20 protein-coding genes are annotated in these 21,650 nt (G+C 70.5%); 11 read left to right on the forward strand and 9 right to left on the reverse strand.

Features of this window, described 5'->3' with window-relative positions; translation table 11 throughout:
• Window positions 1-8: 8 nt before the first annotated feature.
• The 4 genes from MLG87_RS12020 to MLG87_RS12035 all read right to left on the reverse strand — a co-directional run bounded on the left by MLG87_RS12020 (window position 9) and on the right by MLG87_RS12035 (window position 3,729).
• Entirely contained in the window at window positions 9-1,628 is a 1,620-nt protein-coding gene (locus MLG87_RS12020; RefSeq protein ID WP_243295411.1) for an alkaline phosphatase family protein, read from the reverse strand.
• Window positions 1,628-2,272 (reverse strand): hypothetical protein, encoded by a 645-nt coding sequence (locus MLG87_RS12025; protein WP_243295412.1) that lies wholly within the window; start codon window positions 2,270-2,272, stop codon window positions 1,628-1,630. The genes MLG87_RS12020 and MLG87_RS12025 overlap by 1 nt, the downstream gene beginning before the upstream one ends.
• A 22-nt stretch (window positions 2,273-2,294) precedes the next feature.
• A complete protein-coding gene (gene thpR, locus MLG87_RS12030; protein WP_243295413.1) occupies window positions 2,295-2,828 on the reverse strand; it encodes an RNA 2',3'-cyclic phosphodiesterase in 534 nt (177 codons plus the stop codon).
• Between the two features lie 349 nt (window positions 2,829-3,177).
• A complete protein-coding gene (locus tag MLG87_RS12035; protein ID WP_243295414.1) occupies window positions 3,178-3,729 on the reverse strand; it encodes a thioredoxin family protein in 552 nt (183 codons plus the stop codon).
• A gap of 119 nt (window positions 3,730-3,848) precedes the next feature.
• Here MLG87_RS12035 and MLG87_RS12040 point away from each other — a divergent pair, with 119 nt between their 5' ends.
• The 4 genes from MLG87_RS12040 to MLG87_RS12055 are packed head-to-tail and all read left to right on the forward strand — an operon-like array spanning window position 3,849 to window position 7,535.
• The gene (locus MLG87_RS12040; RefSeq protein ID WP_243295415.1) at window positions 3,849-5,309 is read left to right on the forward strand and encodes a sigma-54 interaction domain-containing protein; all 1,461 of its coding nucleotides are present in this window, start codon (window positions 3,849-3,851) and stop codon (window positions 5,307-5,309) included.
• A 23-nt stretch (window positions 5,310-5,332) separates the two neighbouring features.
• A complete protein-coding gene (locus tag MLG87_RS12045) occupies window positions 5,333-6,202 on the forward strand; it encodes a 50S ribosomal protein L11 methyltransferase (protein ID WP_243295416.1) in 870 nt (289 codons plus the stop codon).
• A complete protein-coding gene (murI, locus tag MLG87_RS12050) occupies window positions 6,199-6,990 on the forward strand; it encodes a glutamate racemase (RefSeq protein WP_243295417.1) in 792 nt (263 codons plus the stop codon). Before MLG87_RS12045 ends, murI begins: the two co-directional genes overlap by 4 nt.
• A 17-nt stretch (window positions 6,991-7,007) precedes the next feature.
• Entirely contained in the window at window positions 7,008-7,535 is a 528-nt protein-coding gene (locus MLG87_RS12055; protein ID WP_243295418.1) for a GNAT family N-acetyltransferase, read from the forward strand.
• Window positions 7,536-7,700: 165 nt separating this feature from the next.
• Here MLG87_RS12055 and MLG87_RS12060 read toward each other — a convergent pair whose 3' ends face one another.
• Together MLG87_RS12060 and MLG87_RS12065 are read right to left on the reverse strand one after the other, a co-directional pair.
• On the reverse strand, window positions 7,701-9,320 hold the full coding sequence (locus tag MLG87_RS12060; protein ID WP_243295419.1) for a sensor histidine kinase: 1,620 nt from the start codon (window positions 9,318-9,320) through the stop codon (window positions 7,701-7,703).
• A complete protein-coding gene (locus MLG87_RS12065; RefSeq protein ID WP_279341248.1) occupies window positions 9,317-10,228 on the reverse strand; it encodes a CHAD domain-containing protein in 912 nt (303 codons plus the stop codon). Before MLG87_RS12065 ends, MLG87_RS12060 begins: the two co-directional genes overlap by 4 nt.
• Window positions 10,229-10,410: 182 nt before the next feature.
• Between MLG87_RS12065 and uvrA the strand changes: the two genes are divergently transcribed.
• On the forward strand, window positions 10,411-13,242 hold the full coding sequence (gene uvrA / locus MLG87_RS12070; RefSeq protein WP_243295420.1) for an excinuclease ABC subunit UvrA: 2,832 nt from the start codon (window positions 10,411-10,413) through the stop codon (window positions 13,240-13,242).
• A 19-nt stretch (window positions 13,243-13,261) separates the two neighbouring features.
• On the opposite strand, the gene MLG87_RS12075 is transcribed toward uvrA, so the two are convergent.
• Complete coding sequence (locus tag MLG87_RS12075; protein WP_243295421.1) at window positions 13,262-14,206, reverse strand: ribonuclease D; 945 nt, start codon at window positions 14,204-14,206, stop codon at window positions 13,262-13,264.
• 55 nt (window positions 14,207-14,261) lie between these two features.
• On the opposite strand from MLG87_RS12075, the gene MLG87_RS12080 reads away from it, so the two are divergent.
• From MLG87_RS12080 to MLG87_RS12105, 6 genes are all read left to right on the forward strand, one after another.
• Window positions 14,262-14,531, forward strand: a complete 270-nt coding sequence (locus MLG87_RS12080) for a TMEM165/GDT1 family protein (RefSeq protein WP_243295422.1) — start codon at window positions 14,262-14,264, stop codon at window positions 14,529-14,531.
• Window positions 14,510-14,944, forward strand: a complete 435-nt coding sequence (locus MLG87_RS12085; protein WP_243295423.1) for a thiol-disulfide oxidoreductase DCC family protein — start codon at window positions 14,510-14,512, stop codon at window positions 14,942-14,944. Before MLG87_RS12080 ends, MLG87_RS12085 begins: the two co-directional genes overlap by 22 nt.
• 151 nt (window positions 14,945-15,095) lie before the next feature.
• Window positions 15,096-15,422 carry a hypothetical protein gene (locus MLG87_RS12090; RefSeq protein ID WP_243295424.1) on the forward strand — a complete coding sequence of 109 codons (327 nt, stop codon included), beginning with the start codon at window positions 15,096-15,098 and terminating at the stop codon, window positions 15,420-15,422.
• A 10-nt stretch (window positions 15,423-15,432) separates the two neighbouring features.
• Window positions 15,433-16,317, forward strand: coding sequence for an MbnB/TglH/ChrH family RiPP precursor modification enzyme (locus MLG87_RS12095; protein WP_243295425.1), 885 nt, complete (start codon window positions 15,433-15,435; stop codon window positions 16,315-16,317).
• Entirely contained in the window at window positions 16,310-17,080 is a 771-nt protein-coding gene (locus MLG87_RS12100) for an HvfC/BufC family peptide modification chaperone (protein ID WP_243295426.1), read from the forward strand. The genes MLG87_RS12095 and MLG87_RS12100 overlap by 8 nt, the downstream gene beginning before the upstream one ends.
• Before the next feature lie 62 nt (window positions 17,081-17,142).
• Window positions 17,143-17,724 (forward strand): YceI family protein, encoded by a 582-nt coding sequence (locus MLG87_RS12105; RefSeq protein WP_243295427.1) that lies wholly within the window; start codon window positions 17,143-17,145, stop codon window positions 17,722-17,724.
• Window position 17,725: 1 nt separating this feature from the next.
• Here the strand turns inward: MLG87_RS12105 and MLG87_RS12110 are convergent, their stop codons facing one another.
• On the reverse strand, window positions 17,726-18,904 hold the full coding sequence (locus MLG87_RS12110) for a metallophosphoesterase (RefSeq protein WP_243295428.1): 1,179 nt from the start codon (window positions 18,902-18,904) through the stop codon (window positions 17,726-17,728).
• A 19-nt stretch (window positions 18,905-18,923) separates the two neighbouring features.
• Window positions 18,924-21,473 carry a TolB family protein gene (locus tag MLG87_RS12115; RefSeq protein ID WP_243295429.1) on the reverse strand — a complete coding sequence of 850 codons (2,550 nt, stop codon included), beginning with the start codon at window positions 21,471-21,473 and terminating at the stop codon, window positions 18,924-18,926.
• Window positions 21,474-21,650 lie beyond the last annotated feature (177 nt).

Below are 21,650 nucleotides of genomic sequence, written 5' to 3' on the forward strand. Positions count from 1 at the left end.
CGGACATCCTAGCGCTTAGGCGCCAGGTCCAGCGGGTGCCCGTCCACCGGGCCGGGCTTCAGGCCCAGTTCCCGGGCGAGGGTGGGGGCGAGGTCCACGGTGCGGACGGGCTCGGGGCGCTCGCCGGCCTTCCAGGGGCCCCAGAAGATCAGCGGGACCCGCCGGTCATAGGCATAGGGGGTCCCATGACCCGTGGGCCATTCCGTGGGGGGCACGCCGAAGACCGTCCAGGGCTTGAAGGCCACGAGCACGTCGCCGCTGCGCCCGGCGGCGAAGCTGCGGCGCAGGAGGACGCGGAGGCTGGAGTCCCGCGGGCTGCCCGCGGCGGCGGGATCCGTGGCGGCCAGTTCCTCGGCGGTGAAGGCATCGGCCACCTCGGGTCGGGCGCGCAGCCAGGCCTGGACCTTCGCGATCACGGCCTTCCGGTCCAGCGCGGCGGCCTTGAGGGCGGACTCCCGCAGGTAGAGATCGTTCGGCTCGGGTGAGTCCTCCACGAGGTCGGCGTCCACCTTGAAGGCGACCTTCAGGGCCTCCCGGAGCTCCTTCAGGAAGGCGGGCACGTCGATGCGCCGGGCGGGGAACCCGTTGTCGGACAGGGCTTCGGGAATGTCCATGCCGCCGTGATCGGCGCAGAGCACCACCCAGGCGCCCGGGTCCCGGCGCCGCACCGCCTCCAGCAGCCGGGCCAGGGTGCGGTCCAGGCGATGGATCTGGTCGCGCATCTCCGTGCCCAGGATCCCGTAGCTGTGGCCGATGTAGTCCGTGGCCGAGAAGCTCACGGTCAGCAGATCCGTGGCGGGGCCCCGGCCCAGGTGCTCCGCCTCCATCAGGGTCTCCGTGGCCTCCAGGGTGACCTCGTCGAGGAAGGGCGATTTGCGGAACCGGCTCTCGAAGCCCTTGTCGAGGGGCATGCCCGCGCCCTGGACGAGGCGGGGCAGGGCGCCATTGCGGATGACCTGGCCCGGGAAGGTCCAGGTGGCCACGCGGCCCTCGGGGGTCGACGGTTCCTTCATCCACAGCCAGCTACGCGTGGCGAAGCGCTCCTTCAGGCCAGCGTCGAAGGTCATCATCCACGCGGGGAGCCGCTCGGCGTAGGCCGGAGACGTGATGAAGCCGGCCGCTCCGGAGAACCAGTAGACCGCCGTGGGCCGGCGGCCCGCCATGAGGATGGCCGCGCGGTCCTTGCCCGACACCGAGAAGGCGCGGCTGCCGGGGGCCTGGGCCTGGAGCCAGTCGCCCAGGGTCTCGCCCAGGAAGCGCGCGTTGGTGGAGGTGGCGGAGCCGCCGCCCTCCCCGTTCTCCACGCAGTAGACGAAGCGGCCGGACGCGCGCTCGAACCAGCGGTTCTCGACGATGCCCGTGTGCGCCGGGAACCGGCCCGACAGCAGCACGGAGTGGCCCGGACCGGTCTCGGTGAAGCCGTGGTCGTGGTAGGCCTCGGTGAAATAAGTCCCTTCGCGCATGAGGCGGGCCAGGCCGCCGGTCAGCTCGGGCCCGTAGGTCTGCATCAGCTCGGCGGAGAGCTGGTCCACGGAGACGGCCACCACCAGCCGGGGGCGCTCGGCGGCGGTGAGCGTAAGGGTGAGGGTCGCGGCCAGGATGCCGGCGAGATTGGGCAGTCGCCGCATCAGAAGGTCACTCCCACGCCGAAGGTCCACATCCGCTCGAATTCCTGGCCGCTGCCCTGGGCGGTGAAGTAGGCGCCCAGGTCCGAGGCGCTGCCGAGCTGCACCGGATGATCCTTGCTGACCGGCTGCTGATAGCTGGCGGCCAGATAGGGATGGACCAGCACGCTGGGAATGCGCCAGCGGGCTCCCACCCGCAGCCAGGTGCGGCTCAGGTCCTTGGCGCTGGAGGCCCCCGCCGTGTCCACGGTGTAGCGCTGGAAGCGCTGGATGAGGCCGATCTCGCCGGCCAGGCCCACGAAGGGCACCCACACCTGGGCGTTGAGCCCCACCCCCACGCCCTGCTGCTTCAGGGCGGTGCCCTGGGCGGTGGTGCCCGTGGCCAGGCTGCCGTCCGCCTTGAACTGCGAGTATTCCAGGCCGCCCTCCAGCTTCAGCAGGGGGCCCACCTGGAAGATCTGATGGTTCACGGTGGCGATGAAGCCCTTGCCCGTGTCGAAGTCCCCGGCCACCAGCTGGCCCGTGCCCGAGATCAGGGTCTGGGGCAGGTTCTGCCCCGAGGGCCGCGGCAGCTCCAGGCGCAGATCCCACTGGGCCGAGAGGGGCAGGGCGGTGGCAAGCAGGGCGGGCAGGACGGCAAGGCGCATCGGGGCTCCGGAAAAACCTCGATCATACCGTCCGCAGATTCCAGGCCCGCAGGGGCGTGTAACTTCCCTGCGGGCCACTCTCGAAGAGCACCAGCCGATCCGCCGTGAAGCTGGCGGGGGGTGGCGCGTCGAACACCCCCAGGGGTCGGGGCCGCCGGAGCCGCGCCAACGTGAGGTGGGCCTGGAAGGGCTTGGTGTCGAAGGCCTCGCCCGCCGCCGCCAGGGCTCCACGCAAGTCCGCGGCCAGGGCCTCGAGGGCGGGGTTGGGAGCCAGCGCCAGCCAGAGCACCCGCGCCCGGGGGCCTGCGGGGAAGGTGCCCAGTCCGGCCGTGGCCAGGGAAAAGGTCCGATGGCGGCCGGCGACCCCGGCGCCCAGGGCTTCGAGGCCGGGCAGGCCTTCGGCCGGACGCTCGCCGAGGAAGGCCAGGGTCAGGTGCAGGCCCTCCGGCCGGGACCAGCGGTCGATCCCGGGATGTCCCGCCTGCCAGCGCCCCAGGGATGCCTGCAGCGCCGGGGGGAGCGGCAGCGCGAAGAAGAGTCGCAGAGTGCCTAACAAAGCCCGACGGGTCCGCGAGAAAGCCAGGTGGGATGCACCGCAAGGAAGGGCCCGCAGGGCAACGTGGTTCGTTGTTCAAGGGACCTGACGCCGCGCGGCGCCCACCTGGCTTTCTCCCTCCGGGCGAGGGCCGGCGGGGAGGCTCCACCTCCGCGAGGAACGAGCGGGTGGGCCCTGCGGGGCAGGGCCCACCAGGTGGAGGGCGATGCCGCTACGCCCTCCGTCTGACGGCACGCCTTGCGTGCCTCCCACTCGCCTACGGCTCGTGGAGCCGGAGCCTCCCTCGCGTTCCTCGCCTCGCTCGCCCGGCGACCCTCGCGCGGCCCCGTGGGGGTTTTGTTAGGTACTCTCACCGATGGTTCCGCCATTTGATGCTGCACCCCATGCTCGGATGCTGGACTTCCAGGGGCTCCTGGCCCGCCAGTACGCGGTCGATGGCGGCCTTCAGCTCCCGCCGGGTCACGTGGACCGCGTCCTTCCAGTTGTCATCCAGGCGGCCCCGGTAGACCAGGTGGCGGTGCTGGTCGTAGAGGAAGAAGTCCGGCGTGCACACGGCGCCGAAGCTGCGGGCCACCACCTGCTCCTCGTCCCAGAGGTAGGGGAAGGCGTAGCCCTTGGCTGCGGCCCGGGCCCGCATGGCCTCGAAGCTGTCCTCCGGGTAGGTCTCCGCGTCGTTGGCATTGATCCCCACCACCGCGCAGCGCCCCTGGTAGGCCTTCGCCAGTGCGTTGAGCCGGTCGTCCACGGCCTGCACGTAGGGACAGTGGTTGCACATGACCACCACCAGCAGGGCGGGGCAGTGGAAGTCGTGCAGGGACCAGAGCCGCCCGTCCACCCCCGGCAGGGTGAAGTCCGGACAGGTCGTGCCGAGCGGGACCATGGTGGATTCCGTCAGGGCCATGGGGACCTCCGGGGGTGCTCCTCCAATGTACGCCCAGGGGCAAGCAGACCATGCCGAGGTCATTTTTTTGACTTGACCCGGCGTTCCCTGCCTCTAGGCTGAATCCAACCCAGGAGCCCATGACCCAGCTGCCGCGCCTCCACTGGTCCACCCTCGGCGAAGACACGGGGGGGCTGGAGCATCGGTGGGCGGGCCTTTGGGATGTGACGGTGGACCACAGCTCTTCGCCGGCCCTGCCGCCCAGGGACACGGACCTGTGGGTGATCAGCGCCAAGGGGGCCTGGCCGCCGCCGGAGATGACGCGCCTCATGGCCGAGGTGATGGCCCTGCCCATCCTCCTCGGCTTGAAGCCGGATGCTCCGCCCATGGATTCCAAAGCCCTCACTGAGTGGGGCGCCCTGGGCAGCGTGCGCTGGGGCGTGCTGGGGCCCGAGCCGCCCATGCCGGGCCTGCGGCCGCGCTCGGGCAACACCACGCAGCTCAGCGCCTCGCAGGCCCTGGCCTTCGGCCTCATCGGCACCAGCCCCGCCATGCAGGAGGTGCTGGCCCGGGCCCGGGCCGCGTCCGCCACCCGGGCCACGGTGCTGCTGCTGGGGGAGAGCGGCACGGGCAAGGAGGTCATCGCCCGGGCCATCCACCGCATGAGCGCCGATGCCGCGGAGCCCTTCGTAGCCGTCCACTGCGGCGCCATCCCCGAGAACCTGCTGGAGTCGGAGCTCTTCGGCTACAACAAGGGCGCCTTCACGGATGCCCGCAAGGACACGCCCGGCAAGTTCCGCGAAGCCCAGGGCGGAACCATCTTCCTGGATGAAGTCGGGACCATGCCCCTGGCGGCCCAGGTGCGCCTCCTGCGGGTGCTCCAGGAGCGCGAGGTGCAGCCCCTGGGCGGCGGCGCGCCCGTGAAGGTGGACCTGCGGGTGGTGACCGCCTCCAACGTGGACCTGTGGAAGAAGGTGCAGGACGGCAGCTTCCGCGAAGACCTGTTCTATCGCCTGGAGGTGGTGCCCATCCTCATGCCGCCGCTGCGGACGAGGGTGGAGGAGATCCCCTTCCTGGCCCAGCACTTCCTCAACCGCAAGGCCCGCGAGCACCGCCTCTATCCCAAAGCTTTGCACCCCAGCGTGGATCCCCTGCTGATGTCCCTGCCCTGGCCCGGCAACGTGCGCCAGCTGGAGAACGCCATCGAGCGGGCCATCGTGCTCTCGGGCACCCGGCCGGTGCTCACGCGGGAGGACTTCACCTTCCTCGCGGACCGGATGGGGCTTCCTTCGAATGGCGCCGAAGCGCCGGCCCCGAACGTGGTGCCGGCCACCTTCGTACCTCCAGCCTTCGTACCTCCGGCCACGGCCTCGTTCCCGCCTCCGGCGGCGGCCTTCGGGGTGGACCTGCCGCCCGAGGGCATGGACCTGAACCAGGTGGTGTCGGACATGGAGAAGACCCTCATGCTCCAGAGCCTCGCCATCACCCGGGGCAACAAGAAGCGCGCGGCCGACCTGCTGGGCCTCAAGCGCACAACCTTCCTGGAAAAGATGAAGCGGCTGGATCTGGAGGATGCGGACGGGGCCGAGGCGGAGGCCTGAGGCGCCCCTGTTAACCTGAGGGCATGACGGACGCGACGCATCTGAGGTGGAAGCTGGAGGTGCCCGACCCCCAGGAAGAGGCGCTCTGCGCCTGGCTGGAGGCGCGGGGATCCTCTGCCTTCTACCGCGAGGCCGATCCGCCGCGGGCCTGCTTCGCCTATTTCCCCCCGGACCAGGCGCCTCCGGAGTCGGCGGGCCTGGCGGCCTTCCCCGGCGTGCGCCTGCTGGAGGCCGAGGCCTTCGGCGACGAGGACTGGCTGGCCAAGAGCCGGGAGGGCTTCGGCGCCTTCGAGGTGGGCACGCGCTTCCACGTGCGACCCCTCTGGGACGCGACCCCCGGTCCGGCGGACCGGCTGGACCTGGTGGTGAACCCGGGCCTCGCCTTCGGCACCGGCGGGCACGAGACCACGCGCCTCTGCATGGAGCTGCTGGAGGAGCTGGCCGCCGCGGGCCGCCTGAAGGGGCCGGTGCTCGACATCGGCGCGGGCACGGGCATCCTCTCCCTGGCGGCCTTCCTGCTGGGCGGGCGCGGCCTCACGGCCTTCGACATCGATCCCGACTGCGGTCCCGCCATGACCGAACTCGTGGAGCTGAACACCCACCTTCTGAAGGGCGAACGGCCCTACGACAGTTTCGTGGGCACCCTGGACCACCCGCAGGTGCGGGGCCCCTACGCGGGCCTGCTGGCCAACATCCTGCTGGAGACCATCCAGGAGCTGCTGCCCCGCATGGCGGAGGTGGCCGCGCCCGGCGGCTGGCTCGTGGCCAGCGGCATCCTGGCCGAGCGCACGGACGAGGCCCTGGTGAGCCTCGTTTCGCACGGCTTCAAGCCGGAGAAGGTGCTGAAGGAAGGCGAGTGGATCGCGGTGCTGGCCACGCGGGAAGCCTCATGAGCCGTGCGGACCGCCCCATCGGTGTCTTCGACTCGGGCATCGGGGGCCTCACGGTCATCCACGCCCTGCGGCAGCTGGTGCCCCAGGAGGAGCTGATCTACCTGGGCGACACGGCGCGGCTGCCCTACGGCAGCAAGAGCCACCACACCATCGAGCGCTACACCCTCCAGATGGGCGAGCTGCTCCAGCGCCACGATCCCAAGCTCATCGTCATCGCCTGCAACACGGCCAGCGCCCATGGTCTGCCCGCCCTCCAGGCCGTGAGCCCCTGCCCGGTCATCGGGGTCATCGAGCCCGGCGCGGAGGCCGCGGCGGAGGCACCCGGCGCCGTGGGCGTCATCGGCACCCTGGCCACCGTGGGCAGCGGGGCCTACGAGGCGGCCATCCGCCGCCGGGATCCGGCAAAAATCATCCACAGCGTGGCCTGCCCCCTGCTGGTGCCCCTCGCGGAGGAAGGCTGGTTCGACGATCCCATCACCGACAACGTCTGCCGCCGCTACCTGGACCTGCTGCCATCCGATGTGAGAACCGTGGTGCTGGGCTGCACCCACTACCCCACCCTGCTGCCCAGCCTGGAGCGCTGCCGCCCCGGCACCCACTGGATCGACAGCGGCCGGGTCACCGCCAAGGTGGTGGACCGCCTGCTCCAGGGCAGCCTGGGCTACCGCACGCAAAGCGCCCGCGGCAGCCTTCGCGTCCAGCTCACAGACGCCAGCAGCCGCCTGAAGGAGGTGGGGAGCCGCTTCCTGGAAGAGGCGCTGGGCGACGTGGAAGTGGTGGACATCTGACGGAGGGGAGAGCAGGGATGAACCAGGACCTGTGCATCCGTGAGCTCCGGGAAGACGAATCCGAACGGCTCGGCCGGCTGATGGTCGAGGTCTATTCGGGCCTGGCGGGCTTCCCCAGGCCGGAAGAGCAGCCCGGCTACTACGCGATGCTGGCTCGGATCGGCGCCTTCGCGGACAGGAAGGACGCCAAGGTGCTCGTGGCCGTCTCGTCCTCGGGCCAGCTGATGGGAGGCGTCGTCTATTTCGGGGACATGGCCGAGTACGGCTCCGGCGGAACCGCCACGGCGGTCACGAACGCCTCCGGCATCCGCCTGCTCGGCGTGGACCCGAGGTTCCGGGGCATGGGGATCGGCCGGGCCCTCACCCTGGCCTGCATCGGGTTGGCGCGGGAGCGGGGACACGCCCAGGTGATCCTGCACACGACCGAGGCCATGGGGATCGCGTGGGGGCTCTACGAACGGATGGGGTTCGAGCGCTCGCAGGATCTCGACTTCATGCAGGGCGCACTGCCGGTCTTCGGGTTCAGGCTCCACTTGAATGCATAGGGTCTGTTTTCAAAGTGGGGTGTGGCCGCGCAAGGGGCGCCGCCCAGCCGCACTCCTGGCTGCGTTGGGGGCCTCGAACGATGTCCCGCATCGCCCTTCGGCCCCCGCCTTGCCATGCGCGCGGCTGGACGGCGTCGCGGCTCGCATCCACTTTGAGAACAGACCCTAGGCCGCGCCGGGCAGGGTGAACACCACGCAGGTGCCCTTCCCCGCGACGCTGTCGATGCGGATGTCGCCGCCGTGGCCGCGGACGATCTCGCGGCAGATGCTGAGTCCCAGGCCCGTGCCCTTGCCCTCGGGCTTGGTGGTGAACATGGGGCGGAAAACCTGGCCCAGGAGTTCGGCGGGAATGCCCTGCCCCGTGTCCTGGAAGCGGATCTCCCACCACAGGCCATTGGGCGTGCTCTCCTCGGCGGGCTTGGCGGACAGCCGGACCGCGCCGCCCCCGGGCATCGCGTCCACGGCGTTCTTCATGAGATTCAGGAAGAGCTGCTCCATCTGCTTGCGGTCCACGTTCAACCGGCAGCCGGCGGGCAGATCGACGTCCATCGTGATGCCATGCGAGGTGAGGGTGGGCGCCCAAAGCTGATGGAGGTCCTCCAGCAGCGCCCCGAACGCCTGGGCCTCCTGGTGGAGCTGGGGGCGGCGGGTGAGGTCGAGCATGCGGCGGACGATGCCGCTCACGCGCTGGATCTGGGCCTGGATGACGCCCAGGCGCTCGCGCACCTTGTCGGGCAGGTCCTTCTGGCCCTCCATGAGCTGGAGGTGGCCGTTCACCAGGTTGAGCGGGGTGCCCACCTCGTGCGCGAAGGTGGCCGCCAGCTGGCCCGCCACCGCCAGGCGCTCCTGGCCGCCCAGTTCCTCGCGCAGGAGGGCGTTGCGCTCCGCCATGGCGGCGAGCTCGACGTTCTTGGCCTGGAGCTCCGACAGGGCCGCGTCGATGCGGTCCTGGAGGTTGGCGTTGAGGCCGCGGATCTCGCGGATGAGGGATTCGCGTTCCTCGCCGGCCCGCTGGAGCTGGACCGCCATGCCGTTGAACTGCGCGGCGATCAGGCCCAGCTCGTCGCTGCGCCGGATGGGGATGCGGGCCCCGGACTCGCCCCGCTCCAGCTGCTCCATGGCCAGGACGGTGGCCTCGATGGGATCGCTGATGAGCACCCGCAGGATGAGCCAGAGAAGGATGAATTCGCCCAGCAGGACCCCCGGCAGGGTGCGGTAGGTCCGCTTGAGGTTGTTGTCCCAGACCACCTCCCAGCGCTCCAGGTCGCAGTAGACCCGGATGAGCCCGAGGGGCCCCTGGCCCGGCTTGTGGGACCGGATGGGCTGGTAGACCTTCCAGGCGCGGCCGCCGGTGTTCAGGTCCACCAGCTCCGCCTGGGGTTTGGTGAGCGTCAGGTAGGAACCGATCTCTGGCCCCCACTCCACGGTCGCCTCGTCCCCGGAGGAGCGCACCAGCTCCACTTCGTTGCTCTTGCCCACCCGCTTGAAGACGTCGATCTGGAAGATGCTGCGGTCGGGGCCGGCGATGCTCTCCAGTAGCTGATCGAGCTTGTCGGCATCCCGGAAGGCGGGATCCCGCTCCACCACGTCCGTTTCCACCGTGCCCGCGGTATCGATGGTGAGCTGGCGGGAATAGCTCTCCAGCTCGCGGCGGCTGTTGCGGGTGATGGAGTAGGCCACGGCCACCGTGAGCACACTGGTGACGAGGCCCAGCAGCAGGAACAGCTTGGCGTGCACGCTGCGCAGCCAGGCCAGGGGGCGGATCCGCACGCGCCAGAAGCTCATGGGTGCGTTCCCTCCGGCCCAGGCAGGCCCAGGGCCGGGCGCACGGCCTCGGCGAAGGCGGCGGGGCCCTGGTTTCCGGCGAAGGCTTTGAAACGGTCGAAAGCGGCCCCCCGCAGGCGGCCGGTCTCCTCCAGCAGGGCCCGCACGCCACTCGCCAGGAGGTGGCGGCCCCGGGCCTGGAGCTGTTCCTCCTCCGCCCTCAGCAGGGTCTCCAGGGCCACGAGATCGTGGTACTCCCCCAGGATGGTCTGGAGCGCCCGCAGATCCTTGAGCATGGGTTCCGGCAGGGCCGAGAAGGCCCCCTCCAGGGCTTCCACGGTGTAGCGCAGCTTCTTGATGCGGATGCGGGCCTTGTGGAGGGCGGGGGCGTCCTCGCGGGCGGCCAGGGCCGCCAGATCTCCAAGGGCGGTCTCGGCGCGGGGCACGAGGCAGGTCCAGGCGGCCTCCTGCAGGGAAGCCCGCTGGAAGGGGGCCGGGAGGCTCGGCACTTCCAGCAGCCGGTCCAGATCCGGCAGGCGCAGGTCCTCCAGCTCCCGGTGCATGGTCCGGCGGGCCCGGGTCCGGGCCCGGTCCACCCGCTCCTGCAGATGTTCGATCACGGCACTCTGGACGGAATCCGGGACGGTGTGCCGGCGCGTCTCAAGCCAGGCGGCGTGGACATCCAGTTCCCGGGGGAGGCCCAGCGTGTCCACGAGCCGCTTCAGGGCCCGCCGCTGCCGCTTGTGGCTGGGATAGGCCTCGGGGTCCAGCAGGTCCAGCACGGCGCCCAGGCGCCGGGTCGCCACGCGCACCTGGTGCAGGGGTTCCTCCTCCGAGGCCCACCCCTCGACGGCCAGGAGCGCCTGGAGCGCCGCCAGTCGCACCTCCAGGGCGCGGTGGAGCAGGATCGCCAGCTCGGCCGGATGCATCAGACGATTCTAGACGCACTCCGTGAAAGCGAAAAATTGGCGTAAACTGGGAGACCTATGGAACACATCCACATCAAGGGCGCGCGCGAGCACAACCGAGGCTCCGTCTCCGCGAGCGAGCGGAGCGAGTGAGTGGGAGTGCGCGACTTGATGTCGCGCACGATAGACGGAGAGAACCTGGAATGGAACATATACACATCAAGGGCGCGAGGGAGCATAACCTCAAGAACCTCGATTTGTCCCTGCCTCGCAACCAGCTGGTGGTGATCACGGGCCTGTCAGGCTCGGGCAAGTCCAGCCTGGCCTTCGACACCCTCTACGCCGAGGGGCAGCGTCGCTACGTGGAGAGCCTGTCGGCCTATGCGCGGCAGTTCCTCGACCAGATGGAGAAGCCCGATGTGGACAGCATCGACGGCCTCTCCCCGGCCATCTCCATCGAGCAGAAGACCACCAGCAAGAACCCCCGCTCCACCGTGGCGACGGTGACGGAGATCTACGACTACCTGCGCCTGCTCTTCGCCCGCACGGGCCGGCCCACCTGCGTGGCCTGCGGGGAGCCCATCGCTAGCCAGACCATCCAGGAGATGGCGGACCAGATCCTGGCGAAGCCCGAGGGGACGAAGCTGCAGATCCTGGCCCCCGTGGTGCGGGGCCGCAAGGGCGAGTACAAGAAGCTGCTCCAGGACCTCATGAAGCGGGGCTACATCCGGGCCCGCGTCAACGGCCAGATGCTGGACCTCACCGAGGGCATCCCCGACCTGGACAAGCAGAAGAAGCACACGCTGGAGGTGGTCATCGACCGCCTGAAGGTGAGCCCCGCCATCCAGTCGCGACTGGCGGACAGCCTGGAGATCGCCTGCAACCTCGCCGAGGGCTCCGCCCTGGTGGACCTGGACGGAAGCGAGCGTCTCTTCTCGAGCAAGCTGGCCTGCAACAACGCGAAGTGCGCGAAGTTCGGGCTGGGGCTGCCGGAGCTGGAGCCCCGCTCCTTCTCCTTCAACACGCCCTATGGCGCCTGCCCCACCTGCGACGGCCTGGGCTTCAAGCGCCAGTTCGCCGAGGAGCTGATCGTCCCCAACCCGGCCCTCTCCATCAACGCGGGCGCCATCCAGGCCAGCGGCTGGAAGAGCGTGAGCGACGACGGCTGGCGCTCCCAGATGCTGGACCAGCTGGCCCGCAAGCTGAAGTTCAGCCTCGACACCCCCTGGAAGAAGCTGCCCGCGGACATCCGCCGCCTGCTCCTCCACGGTACCGAGAAGGAGATGCGGTTCACCTACGAGGGCAAGAAGAGCCGCTACGACTTCGTCCACCACTTCGAGGGCATCATCGGCAACCTGGAGCGCCGCTACCGGGAGACCACCAGCGAGGAGATCCAGGCCGAGCTCGAGGAGTCCATGCAGGTGATCCCATGCGAGGCCTGCGAAGGGCAGCGCCTCCGGCCGGAGGTGCTGGCAGTCTACGTGAGCGGCCTGAACATCGCCCAGGTGGTGACGCAGAGCGTGCGCGAGGCCCGGACCTGGTTCGCGGACCTGGCCCTGGAGGGCAAGGACGCCGTCATCGCCGAGAAGGTGCTGAAGGAGATCCGCGAGCGCCTGGGCTTCCTGGATGACGTGGGTCTGGGCTACCTCACCCTGGACCGCAGCGCTGCCACGCTCTCGGGCGGCGAGGGCCAGCGCATCCGCCTGGCCACCCAGATCGGCAGCAAGCTCCAGGGCGTGCTCTACGTGCTGGACGAGCCCAGCATCGGCCTCCATCAGCGGGACAACCTGCAGCTCATCCGCACCCTCAAGGAGATGCGCGACCTGGGCAACACGGTGCTCGTGGTGGAGCACGACCTGGAGACCATTCTCGCGGCGGATCACGTGGTGGACATGGGCCCCGGCGCTGGCGAGCACGGCGGCCTCGTGGTGGCCCAGGGCACACCGGAGGACATCAGCCGCACCCCGGGCTCCATCACCGGCGACTTCCTGTCGGGCCGCGACACCATCCCCGTGCCCAGGACCCGCCGCAAGGCCAAGCGCGGCCAGCTCTCCGTGGTGGGGGCCGAGGAGAACAACCTCAAGCAGGTGGACGCGGACTTCCCAATCGGCCTCTTCACCTGCGTCACAGGCGTCTCGGGATCGGGCAAGAGCACGCTGGTGAACGAGATCCTCTACAAGGCCCTGGCCAACCAGCTGCACCAGGGCGTCCACATCGTGGGCAAGCACAAGGCCATCAAGGGCCTCGAGGCCGTGGACAAGGTCATCGACATCGACCAGGCCCCCATCGGCCGCACGCCCCGCAGCAACCCCGCCACCTACACCGGGCTCTTCACGCCGCTGCGCGAGCTGTTCGCCCAGCTGCCGGAGAGCAAGGCCCGGGGCTACGCGCCGGGCCGCTACAGCTTCAACGTGAAGGGCGGCCGCTGCGAGAAGTGCGAAGGCGCCGGCGTCCTCAAGATCGAGATGCACTTCCTCCCTGACGTCTACGTCACCTGCGAGCAGTGCAAGGGCAAGCGCTACAACCGCGAGACCCTGGAGATCCACTACAAGGGCAAGAGCATCTCCGAGGTGCTGGACATGACCGTGGAGGAGGCGCTGGAGCTGTTCGCGCCCATTCCGGTGCTGGCCAACAAGCTGCAGACCCTCGTGGACGTGGGCCTGGGCTACGTGCGCTTGGGCCAGAGCGCCACCACACTGTCGGGCGGCGAGGCCCAGCGCGTGAAGCTGGCCAAGGAGCTGAGCAAGCGCCCCACGGGTCGCACGGTCTACATCCTGGACGAGCCCACCACGGGCCTGCACCTCAAGGACATCCAGAAGCTGCTGGAGGTGGTCAACCGCCTCGTGGAGACGGGCAACACCGTGATCGTCATCGAGCACAACCTCGACGTCATCAAGACCGCGGACTGGATCCTGGACCTGGGCCCCGAGGGCGGTGGCGAGGGTGGCCGCGTCATCGCCGTGGGCACTCCCGAGGACATCGCCAAGCGCAAGGTCAGCGTGACGGGGAAGTACCTGGCGCCCTACCTGAAATAGCCAGCTGCCTCATTCGGCCTCAGCGCCGTCCGCTCTCCCAGATGATGTCGTCGGCGGCCTCGCCGTTCTCCACCGCCTCGTGGGCGCCCTCTTCGAACACGGCCCAGAGGGCGTCCAGGCGCTTGCGGCGGAAGCGGGGGTTGGGGATGGTGCGCTCCAGGGCCTCCTTGGTGGCGGGCGGGTGCTCCAGGCGGGCCATGAGCCAGCGGTTGCCCAGCTCCATGACGGCGGCCACGTCGCCTTCGTTGCCCCAGGCCCAGCGCAGAGCCGTGAGCTTCCGGGCCCGCTCCACCGCCAGGTCGCCCAGGTGCTTCACCTTCTCCACCACCGGATCGTGCTTGGGGGGGGCGTAGGCCCGCACCCGCTTCAGCAGGTGGCGCATCTCCTTGGGCAGGACCGCCAGGCGCGGCCCGATCTCCGGGTGGTCGCGCTTCGCGTCGGCCTCGTCCGCCAGGATGCGCAGCAGGGGCAGCAGTAGGGCCGCGTCCCGGCTGGCGTAGCTGATTTGCGTGTCGCGCAGGGGGCGCAGCATCCAGTTGGAGTCCTGCTCCTCCTTGGGGATGTCGATGCCGAGCTTGAGCTTGGCCATGGTCTTGAGGCCGGGCTGCGGATAGCCCAGGGCGCGGGAGAGCAGCATGGTGTCGAAGATGCTGGCGGGCACCACGTCGTAGAGGCGCTTGAACACGATGCCGTCCCCGGAGAAGTCGTGGACGATCCAGGGCACCTGGGCCATGGCGAGCAGGGCCGGCCGCATGAGGCCATCGAGGGGGATCGGATCCACCAGCCAGGCTTGGTCGTGGGTGGCCACCTGCAGCAGCGCGAGCAGGCAGTGATGCACGCCCGTGAGGCTGCACTCGATGTCCACCGACAGCACGCCCGCCGCGTGCCACAGGGGCAGCGCCTCCTGCAGCTTCTCGGGCGTATCCACGTAGGTCGTGGGAAGGTCGAAGTGGTCGAGCACCATCTAATCAGTATGGCAGTCCGGTACCATGATCCTTCGTCACGATCTGCGAGGCCTCATGAACCGCTCTCTCTTCTGGACCACCTTCGCCACCGTCTTCCTCGCCGAGGTGGGTGACAAGACGCAGCTCGCGGCCATGACGGCGACGGTGCGCAGTGGGCAGATCTGGACCGTGTTCCTGGCCGCCAGCGCGGCCCTGGTGTGCGCCACGGCCATCGGCGTGGCCCTGGGCGGCGTGCTGTTCAAGTACATCCCCGAGACGGCCATCAAGTGGGTGGCGGGGATGGCCTTCATCGCGGTGGGCCTGTGGGTGCTGATCAAGGGCTGAGCCCGAGTTCACACCCGGACCCAGGCCCGGTCCCGACCCGCGTCTTCTACGACGGCGGCTGCGGCCTCTGCCATGGGGCGGTGCGCTTCGCGGCCCGGCGTGACACCCTCGGGCGCCTCCGCTTCGCCCCCCTGGACGGCCCGACCTTCCAACGGACCGTGCCCGCCGAGGCGCGCCGGGCCCTGCCGGACAGCCTGGTGGTCCTCACGCCCGAAGGCGCGGTGCTGTCGCGCTCGGAAGCCATCCTCCACCTGCTGGGGCGGCTGGGATCGCCGTGGCCCGCGGTGGCCTCCGTTCTGGCCTGGGTGCCCGTTCCGCTGCGGGATGGGGTCTATCGCCTGGTGGCTCGCCTCCGGCGGCGGCAGGAGGCCTGCACCCTCGTCACACCTGGAGACGACCGGTTCGAGCCATAGAAATTTTAAAGTGTCACAAAGCCCCCCGGCCCGGCACTCCAAAGGCTGACGACAACACCACAGTCCCAACCCCCCGCTTCCGGGGGAGGGACTTCGTCCCACCAGCGGGGCCGCTCGGCCCCAGGCGCGGCCCTGGCCGCAAGGAGGATCCATGATCACCAAACTCATCGGGGCGGCCACCCTGTTCGCAGCCGGCTCCCTGGTCGCCGGCGCGCCGGCCACCCTGGGCGCCACGTCCGTCGAGCCCTTCGGCGCGGACGCCGCTCTCAGCACCGCCGCCGGTTGCGGCGCCAAGGACGCCAAGGACGAGGGCAAGGCCCCCGCCAAGGACGCGAAGGCCAAGGACGGCTCCTGCGGCAAGGGTTCCTGCGGCAGCAAGGACGCCAAGGCGAAGAAGGGGTCGAAGGACGGCTCCTGTGGCAAGGGCTCTTGCGGCAGCAAGGACTCCAAGAAGGATGCCCCCGCGGACAAGAAGTAGCGGAGGACGCATGGCTCAGGGCAGATCTCCCGGATCCTTCCAGGGCGTGGGCCTGGGTCTCCGGCGCGCCCACCTCGACGAGGTGGCGGCCCGGGAGGACCACGGCGTCCCCTTCTGGGAGACCTGCCCGGAGAACCTGATCGGGGATGGCGGCCGCCACCACCGGCTGGCATCCGCCATCCTCGACCGGGACCCGGTTCTCACCCACGGCCTGGCCATCTCCCTGGGCGGCTTCGACCCCTGGGACGGGGACTACCTGCGGGAGCTGGGCCGCTTCCTGGTCCGCGCGGGCACGCCCTGGCACTCCGAGCACCTCTGCTTCACGGGTGTGGACGGCAGCTGCCTCCACGAGCTGCTGCCCCTGCCCTTCACCCGCGAGGCGGCCCGGCACACCATCGCCCGGGCCCGGGACCTCCAGGCCCGCCTGCCCGTGCCGCTCCTGCTGGAGAACATCACCTACTACGCCCACCTGGGCGAGCCCGAGATGGATGAGGCGGCCTTCATCGCCGAGGTGCTGGAGGGAGCCGACGTGGGCTGGCTGCTGGACGTGAACAACGTCTACGTGAACGCCCTCAACTTCGGCTTCGATCCCAGGGCCTGGCTGGCCCGCATGCCCCTGGACCGCGTGGCCCAGATCCACATCGCCGGCCACAAGAAGTTCGGATCCATCACCGTGGATACCCACGGCGCGGATGTGATCGATCCCGTCATCGAGCTCCTGCAGTGGACTCTGGCGCGCCTGGGCCGCCCGGTGCCCGTCCTGCTGGAGCGGGACAACCACATCCCGAACTTCGGGGACCTCCTGGCGGAGCGGGTTCGGATCCAGGCCGCCTATGATGCGACGCTGGCCCCAGCAAAGACGGAAGCCGCGCCTGCGGAGGCCGCTCGTGCCTGAGTCCCGCACCTTCCGCCTCCAGCAGGCCATGGCCTCTCTGATCCTGGATGACGAGCCGGAGGACTTCGGCGCGCCGGCGGAACGCCTTGGGCTCCCGGCGGGCGACCAGCAGGCCTTCCGCGACCAGCCCGAGGCCATGGACCTGTACCGGGAGCTGGCCCGCCTGAGCCTGCTGGAGCCCCTGGAGACCACCTTCCCCGTGCTGAAGACCCTGCTCGAGGGTGCGGAGGTCTGGGAGGAGTGTGTGCAGGCCTTCCTGTCGGGCCGGGTGGTGCGGAGCACCCACTACCGCGACATCGCCCCCAGCTTCCTGGGCTGGCTCGTGGATACGGGCTGGGGCCAGGACCGCTGGCCCTTTCTGGCGGAACTGGCTCACGCGGAGCTCCTGGAGGTGCTGGTGGCCCGCTTCCCAGAGGCTGATCCGGTTCCGGATCTCCATGACGAGCCGGGTCCCGGGGATGCGGTGTGGCTTGACCCCGCGACCCAGGTGGTGGCCTATGCCCACGCCGTGCATCGGGCCACCGAGGCGGCCCCCGTGCCCGAGGCGCGGCCCACCCACCTCCTGGCGTTCCGGGATGGGGAAGGCGAGGCCCGCGTCCTGGAGCTCACGGCGGCCACCGCGGCCCTGCTCGTCCAGGCGCGCACACGCCCGCTGGCCGAATCCGCGGCGGCCCTGGGCCACCCTGATCCGGCCCCGGCGCTCGCCCTCCTCCAGGATCTGCGCCGGCAGGGCGCCGTCCTGGGCTTCCGCGCCCCCCGCTGATGCATGCTACCCAGCCATCCGCCAAGTCATCCCTAGCCCATCTCCCAGCCATCGAGGTCCCCATGCGACTCCGCGCCTTCGCGCCCCTGCTTCTGCTGACCCTTTCCCTCGCGGCCCAGGGCCGGACCTTCCGGGTGGACACCACGCACACGGTGCTGGGCTTCAAGGCCTCCACCCTGCTCTTCGACGTCCCGGGCCGCTTCACGCGCTACCAGGCCGACATCCAGGGCGACCCGGCCACGCTGGAAGGGGCGAAGGTCCGCCTGGAGATCGATGCGCGCTCCGTGGACACCGCCAATGGCACGCGCGACGAGCACCTGCGCTCCCCGGACTTCTTCGATGTGGCGAAGCACCCCGCCATCACCTTCGTGTCGCGGGAGGTGAAGCGTGACGGGGACAAGGTGGTGGTGCGCGGCACGCTCACGATGCATGGGGTGAGCCGGGAGCTGAGCCTGCCCTTCACGCCCGCGGAGGGCACGAACGGGGCCGGGGCCCACACGTGGGCCTACCGGGCCACGCTGCCCCTGGATCGCCTCGACTACGGCGTGGGGGCCGACAGCGTGGCCGCCAAGATCAGCCTGAAGCGGCAGGTGGAGCTGGACCTGATGCTGGTGGGCTTCTTCGACGCGCCGGGGAAGAAGTAGGTCAGCCCCGCCTCAGCGTGAAGATCGCGATCTCCGGCGGAGCGGCGATGCGCAGCGGAAGGCCCACCACGCCCAGGCCGCGGCTCACGTAGAGCACGTCCTCGCCCTGGCGGTAGAAGCCCTGGGTGCGCGGACCGATGAGGTGGGCGCTGCTGACGCCGGGGATGGGATTGATCTGGCCGCCATGGGTGTGCCCGGACAGGGTGAGGCGGGCGCCCGCGGTCAGGGCCTGCTCCCATTCGCTGGGCCGGTGGTTCAGGCAGAGGCGGAAGGCGTCGACGGGCACGTCACGGGTGGCCTCCGCGGGCCGGGGACCGGGCCCGAAGACCATGCGCCGGAACCGGCCGTTCCGGGCCATCGGATCCTGGAGGCCCATCACCGCCAGGGTGCTGCCGTTCCGGCGGACCAGGGCCGAGGCGTTCTCCACGCAGCGGATGCCGGCGGCTTCCAGGTCCCGCCAGATGGGCCGGGGATCGTCGAAGTAGTCGTGGTTGCCGAGCACGGCGAAGGTCCCGTAGGTCGCGGGGAAGCCCGCGAAGGCGTCGACCACCGGCCCCAGCTCGTCGGGCCGGCTGTCCACCAGGTCGCCGGTGATGAGGAGCAGGTCCGGCCGCTCCCGGGCCGTGAGGTCCCGCCATCGGCGCACCAGCTCCGGGCCCACCAGGGGGCCGGAATGCAGGTCGCTGAGCTGGGCGAGGCGGAGGCCCTCGAGCCCCGGCGGAAGGTTCGTGAAGGCCAGCTCGTGGCGGGTGATGATCGGATCGCCATAGGCTTCCCTTGCGCCCCGGGCGCCGAAGGCCACCGCGGCTCCGGTGCTCGCCAGGGCGGCGGTCCGCAGGAAGGCGCGCCGTCCGGGATCCACGGCCTCGCCAGGCGGCTCGGGCTTGTGGCGGCTCCACAGGTGCCAGAGGCCTTCGGCCGCCATGCCCGCCAGCAGGTGGAGGACCGTGAAGGCCTGGAAATAGAACCCCCCCCGGGCCATGCCCCGCAGGAGGGGCAGGGCGCCGTGGCCACCCAGGCCGATGATGCGGAGCCCGGCGAAGAGGATCAGGGGGATGTGGATGAGCCCCAGGATCCAGGGCAGCGCCCGATGGTACCGGCTCGGCAGTTCCAGTCGCAGCAGGCGCAGGTGCAGCCACTGGACGAGGAAGATGAGGACGAGGCCGGTGAGGAAGAGCATCAGGATTCCCAGGATGACATCACGGCCGCAGGATCACGCTGAGGGTTCCCACGGTACGACCCTTCATGGCGCCATCCAAGGGGCGATGCAGGCCCAGGGTGAAGGACAGGTTCCCCGCGAGGCGGCGCACCACGTCCATGGGCAGTCCCAGGTTCCGGCTGTTCAGCTCCAGGCCGGCCACCCGCTGGGCCGAGGGCCGGGGATCGGGATCCTGCCACACGGCCGTGTGCTCCACGTAGGCCGTGAGGGGGCCGAGCCCCAGGTCGCCCCGCAGGCGCCGCAGGCGATCGCCCATGGCGGTGTAGGCGGGCAGGGCCGCCTGGTCCACCCGGTTGGCGTCCAGGGATCCGGGCAGCAGCGAGGTGCCCACGCCGCCCAGGTGGAAACGGTCCAGGGCCGAGGGGTCGCCGCCGACGCGGCCCTCCTCCAGCCGAGCCGTGAGGGGGCACCAGGGGTTGATCCAGCCCAGCGTGAGGGTGGCGCGCGCCAGGGTCCAGCTCCGGCCGTCCGTGCGGCCGTGCTGCTCCCGGGCGGCCAGAGCGGCGCGGAGACCCTGTCCGTCCCGGCTCCAGGAGCTGCCCAGGCCGGCCTCCACGCCCCAGAGGCTCCGGCTGATCGAGGTTCCGCCCTGGGGCGTGACCCGCTCGTAGGCCAGGATGGGTCGGATGTGGGAGTGGGGGCGGCCGAGGTCCTCCCGGTCGAAGGCCAGCTCCACGCCCCGGCGCTCGCTGTCAAAGCCCGCCACGGGTTCGAAGCGCTGGTTGGAGGGGCGCTCCAGGAGGGAGAAGGCCTGGAGCGAGGGCGCCCAGCGCCAGCCGCGCCAGGCGGCTCCGGCCATGCCGCCCCGGGGGCCCGCGCCGTCCCCCAGCCCCGCCAACACCTGCCAGTTCAGGCGGCCCAGGATGTCGTTGCCTCCGGCGCCGAGCTGGATGCTTTCGCCGGAGGGCGTAACGCTGTAGCCCGCCAGGGTGAAGGCCTCGTGGCTCTCCCCGACGTGGTAGGGATGGGGCGCCACGGGGACCGGCGGCGGCAGGGGGCTGGGCTCGTCGGCCCTGGGGAGGATCTGGTCCTTGATCAGGGCCGCCGGATCCTGGGGCAGGTCGCGGGGTTCCAGGGGCGGCAGGGTGGCGTCGAGGCGGCGGATCTGGACGCCCGTGGCACTGAGCTGGGTGTAGTAGATCCACTTGCCGTCCGGCGTGGCCACCGGGTTCCAGGCGGCGGCCAGGGTGCGCGTGAGGGGCCGCCCGGCGGCATCCACCACGTTCCACACGCCGCCCACCTCCTTCCACGAGGGGCCGGCCGCGGCGGTGGGCTTCGTCGTGATGGTGGAGGCGCGGCGCACGCCACCACCCAAGATCCAGGCCCGAGCCTGGGGCTTCAGGACCCCCTCCTCATCCGGCAGGCGGAGCTGGAAGGCGATGGCATCCGGGGCCGTCCAGACGGGCTTCCAGGGGAGGGCGCCGTCGATGGATCCGAGCCGCCGCGCGGGAGGCAGCACGGGCACGAGGGGCGCGCGGTCGGGGGGTTCGCCGGGCTGGGGCTTGCCGGCCTTGGGCGTGGCCTTGAGGTCCCAGACATAGAGACCGGGCTTCTTGGCGGCCTGCACCCGGGCCAGGAGCTTCGTGCCGTCGGGACTCAGGGCCAGATCCGTGGACCAGCCGGGAAGCTGGTTGACCAGCTCGCCCTCGCGCAGGCCCTGGGCCTTGGCGAAGCGCTCCAGCTCCAGGGCGGTGTGGGTCAGCTCGGCGCAGAAGCGCTGGTAGCCGTCCTTGGGGCCGAACCCGAAGGTGGCGGTGAAGGCCGCGTCGAAGTCGCGCTTCCCCGCCAGATGGATCCAGAGGGTCTGGAGCGCTTTCGGATCGCCGGAGGTCGTCTCCAGCCACGCCAGGTAGGCGCTGCCGCCCAGATAGGCCAGGCTTCCGCCCAGGAAGCCCTGGGTGCCGCTCAGGGCCTCGTAGGTGGGGAGCTTGCCTTCCAGGGCCCACTGGCGCAGCACCGCGGCGCGGAAGGCGCTGTGGGGGCGGCCGCTGCCCGTGAGCTTGCCCTCGATGAGCGTGGCGTAGCCCTCGGTGACCCAGCGGGGGGACTTCTCCGCCAGGGGCCCCAGCACCTCGGTCCAGCGCCGCCAGAGGCTGGGCTTCAGGGCCGGACGCAGCAGATGGTGCATGTGGCCCAGCTCGTGGGTCAGCAGCAGCTCGGCCCAGCCCCGGTGGTGGCCGATGGGGGAGTCGGGCTCCGGTTCCGTCTTCCACAGCACCACGTGGGGGCGCGGAAGGATGGGGAAGGCCAGGCCGTTGGCCTCCATCACGGGATCCAGGATCAGGATGTCGATGGGTTTCCCCGGCTTTTCGTAGGCGAAGCCGACCAGTCCCAGGTATTGGGCATGAACCCCCTCCGCGCGGGAGGCCACGTCCCGGCCGAAGGCCTCGAAGGCGGCCGGGCAGTGGATGCGGTAGTGCGCCGTGGCGAAGGTGAGCCAGCGCGCGTCGGGTGCCTGGACCCGGGCCGGGGCCGCCTGGATCAGGGCGGAAAAGAGGGCCAGGGCGGGTGTCAGGGTCCGGAGGCGCATGGCCCCAGTGTGAACCCAGGATGTGACCGGGATCATATTTTGAGAATTCATCTCAAATTTTGGGTTGAAATATGAAATCGATTGTTGTGAGACTCATTCTCATGTTTGTGATGCCACCCCTTCCGCTTCCGATGCCCACCCAGGTCGCGCCGGCTTCGGCTGCTCCAGAGCGGCCGG

This window comes from Geothrix mesophila (assembly GCF_022808835.1).
Classification (GTDB): Bacteria; Acidobacteriota; Holophagae; order Holophagales; family Holophagaceae; genus Geothrix; species Geothrix paludis.

What these genes read in the sequence shown, in the direction of transcription:
- MLG87_RS12020 (WP_243295411.1), bottom strand. Translation starts at nt 1,628, where the DNA reads ATGCGGCGACTGCCCAATCTCGCCGGCATCCTGGCCGCGACCCTCACC.
- MLG87_RS12025 (WP_243295412.1), bottom strand. Translation starts at nt 2,272, where the DNA reads ATGCGCCTTGCCGTCCTGCCCGCCCTGCTTGCCACCGCCCTGCCCCTC.
- MLG87_RS12035 (WP_243295414.1), bottom strand. Translation starts at nt 3,729, where the DNA reads ATGGCCCTGACGGAATCCACCATGGTCCCGCTCGGCACGACCTGTCCG.
- MLG87_RS12040 (WP_243295415.1), top strand. Translation starts at nt 3,849, where the DNA reads ATGACCCAGCTGCCGCGCCTCCACTGGTCCACCCTCGGCGAAGACACG.
- MLG87_RS12045 (WP_243295416.1), top strand. Translation starts at nt 5,333, where the DNA reads ATGACGGACGCGACGCATCTGAGGTGGAAGCTGGAGGTGCCCGACCCC.
- murI (WP_243295417.1), top strand. Translation starts at nt 6,199, where the DNA reads ATGAGCCGTGCGGACCGCCCCATCGGTGTCTTCGACTCGGGCATCGGG.
- MLG87_RS12055 (WP_243295418.1), top strand. Translation starts at nt 7,008, where the DNA reads ATGAACCAGGACCTGTGCATCCGTGAGCTCCGGGAAGACGAATCCGAA.
- MLG87_RS12060 (WP_243295419.1), bottom strand. Translation starts at nt 9,320, where the DNA reads ATGAGCTTCTGGCGCGTGCGGATCCGCCCCCTGGCCTGGCTGCGCAGC.
- MLG87_RS12065 (WP_279341248.1), bottom strand. Translation starts at nt 10,228, where the DNA reads ATGCATCCGGCCGAGCTGGCGATCCTGCTCCACCGCGCCCTGGAGGTG.
- uvrA (WP_243295420.1), top strand. Translation starts at nt 10,411, where the DNA reads ATGGAACATATACACATCAAGGGCGCGAGGGAGCATAACCTCAAGAAC.
- MLG87_RS12075 (WP_243295421.1), bottom strand. Translation starts at nt 14,206, where the DNA reads ATGGTGCTCGACCACTTCGACCTTCCCACGACCTACGTGGATACGCCC.
- MLG87_RS12080 (WP_243295422.1), top strand. Translation starts at nt 14,262, where the DNA reads ATGAACCGCTCTCTCTTCTGGACCACCTTCGCCACCGTCTTCCTCGCC.
- MLG87_RS12090 (WP_243295424.1), top strand. Translation starts at nt 15,096, where the DNA reads ATGATCACCAAACTCATCGGGGCGGCCACCCTGTTCGCAGCCGGCTCC.
- MLG87_RS12095 (WP_243295425.1), top strand. Translation starts at nt 15,433, where the DNA reads ATGGCTCAGGGCAGATCTCCCGGATCCTTCCAGGGCGTGGGCCTGGGT.
- MLG87_RS12105 (WP_243295427.1), top strand. Translation starts at nt 17,143, where the DNA reads ATGCGACTCCGCGCCTTCGCGCCCCTGCTTCTGCTGACCCTTTCCCTC.
- MLG87_RS12110 (WP_243295428.1), bottom strand. Translation starts at nt 18,904, where the DNA reads ATGCTCTTCCTCACCGGCCTCGTCCTCATCTTCCTCGTCCAGTGGCTG.
- MLG87_RS12115 (WP_243295429.1), bottom strand. Translation starts at nt 21,473, where the DNA reads ATGCGCCTCCGGACCCTGACACCCGCCCTGGCCCTCTTTTCCGCCCTG.